General features: G+C 59.4%; 3 protein-coding genes. All 3 read left to right on the top strand.

The features are described from left to right. Positions 1 to 876: 876 nt before the first annotated feature. Complete coding sequence (locus GX515_07840) at positions 877 to 2,088, top strand: hypothetical protein (GenBank protein HHY32912.1); 1,212 nt, start codon at positions 877 to 879, stop codon at positions 2,086 to 2,088. A gap of 843 nt (positions 2,089 to 2,931) precedes the next feature. Next, the gene (locus GX515_07835; GenBank protein HHY32911.1) at positions 2,932 to 3,528 is read left to right on the top strand and encodes a hypothetical protein; all 597 of its coding nucleotides are present in this window, start codon (positions 2,932 to 2,934) and stop codon (positions 3,526 to 3,528) included. Between the two features lie 744 nt (positions 3,529 to 4,272). Then, a partial coding sequence (locus tag GX515_07830; protein ID HHY32910.1) for a hypothetical protein occupies positions 4,273 to 4,428 on the top strand: 156 nt, incomplete at its 3' end.

Genomic DNA, 4,428 nt, shown 5'->3' with positions numbered 1-4,428 from the left:
TCACCTTCTCACACTCAGTCCGGTGTTCTCCCGCGGTGCCGGGAGCAGGTCATTCGGACCCTGCAACCACAGGAGGGATATGTAGCCAGGCAGGAATATGTCTAACTGGGACGAATATTAGGGGAATATGGGCTGCACGCACGACATCAAAGCGCATATCCAAGCTATGAGAGCAATACGTGAGATACGTGTGTTCTACTTGGGCGTCCATAGTATTGGCCTTGCAGTTCGTTCACTCAGTCATCGCCGTTGGCAATTGTACCCTGGGCTCATCGTTTCTTCGCTGTTACGAATGTAACATCAGACACAAACCGCTCTCACTGCAACAGCAGCACCACCAACCGCCGTCGTAAAGCTACAGCACCGCGTGGACTCCACCAACGCAAGACCTACCATGGAGCTACTCGAGCCCATGGCAGTGGCGGGCCGCTCGGAAATCCTGAGAGCTGAAGGGGGGCTATTGATAGCGTCGGTGCCCTATAGCTGTGTGCCTGATGGGCGAAGAGGGCGATAACATACATGCTGTCGCAACAATGGAAGGAGGTAGTGGTAATGAGTCTATCGGCAAAGGGGAGTCGTCTGTTAACCGGGATCGCGGCGCTTGGTATCATCTTGATCGTCTTGCCTGGGTGCTTCGGTGGGGGCGGAGGCGGGACAACTTACGCCGTATCGGGCCGTATTACCCATGCTAGCAATCCGCAGCAGGGGATTCCAGACGTGACATTGACCTTCAGCGGCGGTTTTGGCACAGCGACCACCGACCTAAGTGGGAATTGGACTTAGAGCGGGCTGCGGGGAACGGTGACGGTGACACCAGCCAAGGATGGGTGGGCCTTTCAGCCCCCTAGTCGACAGGTATCATCAGCAGCTACGGACGTGAACTTCACAGGCACTGTGGTGAACAGACAACTTTTAGTTCCCGCACAGTATCCTACTATCCAGGCTGCCATTGACGCTGCACAAGATGGCGACCTCGTCATAGTGTCCCAGGGAACCTATGTCGAGAACCTCGACTTCAAGGGTAAGGCGATCACAGTCCGAAGCACCGACCCAAGCGACCCTGCAGTCGTGGCTTCAACAGTGATCGACGGGGGGCAGAACGGCCCAGTGGTCACCTTTCATAGCGGAGAAACGGCAGATGCTGCTCTAACCGGGTTTACCATAACGAACGGCTGGATCGGAATTATAATCTCCAAGGCCGCACCAACAATTATGGCCAATGTCATCAGAGACAACAAAGAGCACGGCATCTGGGTGCAGGGTGGCTGGCCGGTCATAGCTGGCAACGTGATTGAGGAAAACGGGGTCATTGGCGGCCGTAGCGGTGGCGGCATCTATGCGGCGGAGGGTGGTCCGGTGATCAGAGACAACATCATCCGAGGAAACAAAGCTGACTACGGTGGAGGCGCCTACCTACATAATAATGCTCCCGACCTGGTGTTCACACGGAACACCGTTCAAGAAAACGTGGGCATCTTCGCAGGCGGAGGCGTGTGGGTAGCGGGTACCAGCTTCGAGACCAGCCACAATACCATCGAACGGAACTCCACTGGCGGTTGCGGCGGTGGCATCTCCTGGCTCTCCGGAAATATGACCATTAGAAACAGCACAATTAGAGGAAACACGGCCAGCGGTGACGGTGGTGGGATTTATGCCGTTGGTCCCCCCACGCTCGTGGCTACCAGCAACACGATCGAGGGGAATACAGCCGCCGGCAATGGCGGTGGGATCTTTGCCCACAGTTCCACGCTCGTGGCTACTAGCAACACGATCGAGGGGAATACAGCCGTCGGCGATGGCGGTGGGATTTGCCTGGGCAACTCGGGTTGGTTGAGCTCTTCGGTGATCAATGATAACTTGATTGCCCAGAACGGGGCAAGAAACGGTGGCGGGTTATACTTAGTACAATGGGCACGCGCAAGAGTATTTGCCAATCGGTTTAACGCCAACACGGCAGCCGGTTGTGGAGGAGCTATCCGGGTAAGCGCTGATTCTCGGATACAGGATGACCAAGGTAGACCGCTGCCAGATCCTGACACCTATAACACCTACAGCGGGAATTCGCCCGACGACGTATACTACGAGTAGCCGCGCCCCAATCCCGGGGAGCCGGACAAGGAACCACCCAACCAGCGTCTAGGTCTTGCAGACTAGTTAGGAGTTCTACGATGCGAGGGGTCAGGTGCCAAGCCTGACTCCTCATCTCACGCAAATCGGCTCTCCAGGGACGCAGCAAAGATGTGAACCGGAAAGCACCGCCAACATGCGCGGGCTTTGACCTACCTTGCGTTGGCGGCATAGACCCTCCTGACCCTTCTTGTGTCTAGCGTGTGAGCTCATGGCGTTCCCAGCTTGTAACCTTCCTTTCGAGAAAGAAGCTGCGAGCCTAACGCAGCCTCTCCACACTCGCCTTCGGGTAGAGCTAAGGCCACCCTTAATGCTTCACAAAACACAGGGTTTTTCCTACGGGACCCAAATCAGCCAAGTAGGTTTCGTAGTCTCTCGGAGCCCCGCACAGGAGAGGACCTCCGCTCTGAGCCCGCTCGCCACGCCACCACGGACGGTGGAGGAGGTGATGACAACTGGTCCTGTCAGACGCAGAACTGGCGTGCATTCCGCCGCCGTGCGGGTCGGCACGCTGGCCTGCAGGGCGCCCCCCTGTTCCCTCAAGGAACGGCACGCCCCGCCCGCCCTCATGAGGCAGAACGAAGGAATGTTTGGGCGTACGACCCTGTGAGACACGATAGGGTGGCCGAGGGCCGACGCGGTGGGGGTACCACCTGAACTGGCGGAACCGACGGCAGCCGATGACCACGACTCATACGCTCCCCCACTTCCCTCAGGTGCCCACTAGGAGGTGAACGCCCACTACAGCAGTTTGTCCCGCTGGCAACGATCGAACCCAAGTCTACCCACAAGGAGGCAAAACAGATGGAGATGAGCGAGGACTTCAAGAAGAGGTTCGTGAAGAGGCTCCAGGGGAAAGAGTTCATACTGTACGGCGGTCTCCTTGAGCTTGCAAAGGAGAAAGGGATCAAGAGGCTCGAGGCAGAGGTCGTGCAGATCCCGTCTGAAGCCAACGGAAACTACGCAGTCTGCGCGGCGCTCCTCGAGGGGGCGGACGGCTCCATCTACCGGGAGGTCGGGGACGCTTCACCCTCGAACGTGAACCCCACCATCGCCCCGCACATCCTGCGGATGGCTGCCACCAGAGCAAAGGCAAGGGCACTCCGTGATTTCACCGGCGTGGACATGGTCGCCCTCGAGGAGCTCGGCGGGGACGTTGCTGGAGCGGATGACGGACGAAGTTGCCCCGTTGCGACTCCTGGAAAGACCGCTGGCACCTCCTCTCTCGACCGTCACACAGCGCAGGCGGCCCGGGCGGGAGAGAAGGACAACCAAGAAGACCGCCGGTACCTGTGCGCCGAGTGCGGGGCGCAGATCACCCGCTCCGTGTGCGACTTCTCAACGCGCAAGTTCGGGAAGCCGCTCTGCATGGCCTGCCAGCGCAAGGCGGCCTCGGAGTAGCTCACACTGGGACCTCGCCAGCAAAGATGCCCCCGTTCCACCTCGCCCAGTCCAAACCCATCCCTCGCGTCCATCCCGACCATCCACATCCTCTCAAATGACACCTACACCGTACCAAGACCAGTGGTGGCCTGCGTGACACGCATGCCCTGACCCCGCCTCAAGACAACGCCCACCAAGCAGCATCGGACGCCGCTGCTTGCCTCTCCTACTACGCTGCGAAGCAAACACATCATGTGGACAAGCCTCTGAATGAGACTTGACCGCTCACTGAGGGGCCGGCGCGTTTGCGCCGGGCCCTCTTTGCACCTTGCAAGGAGGTGGTGCCCATGCCAGCGGTTGCACAGCTGCTGGAACTTAAGGCTCTTGCCTTGGACCTGGTCGCAAGGGCCTGCCGCACAACGGACGCCGACCTTAAGGCCAGAGCCTGCGAGGCAAGCAGAACGCTGGGAAGATGCGCCGGGCTTGCCTGTCGCGACTGCCCTCTCAACGTTCCGCGACGGTCTCGCTGTCCAGCCAAGCGCGCCTGAAATGAATGGTTCCGCCAGAAGGACTCCCTCACCAAAGCGTAAGACCCCGCGCCTGAGAGGAAAGGTGGCGATGAAGGTGGACGTCACGAGGCCCCCGCCGCACAGACGCCAGCGCAAATGGCCCCGCCATGGCTCTTGCGGCATGCACGCACACGATGCGGGCCCGATGGCCGGGGACAGCTAGTCAAACCACGACAAGGAGGTACCCGAGGAGATGGCGAGGATGATCGATGCGGACACAGCTCACGCGGTAATCGGCGAGCTTGCCAGGGTTATCTCGTCCTTGGGCATTGACGATAGGGGCGCCTTTGAAAGCGCCAGGAGGCGCCTGGACGAACACGCGGTCAGAGCATATACGGCCGAGACCGTG

This window comes from Bacillota bacterium, from assembly GCA_012842395.1.
Lineage (GTDB): Bacteria > Bacillota > SHA-98 > UBA4971 > UBA4971 > UBA6256.
The sequence above is the reverse complement of the archived record's forward strand: the minus strand, read 5'-3'. Positions and strand labels throughout refer to the sequence as shown.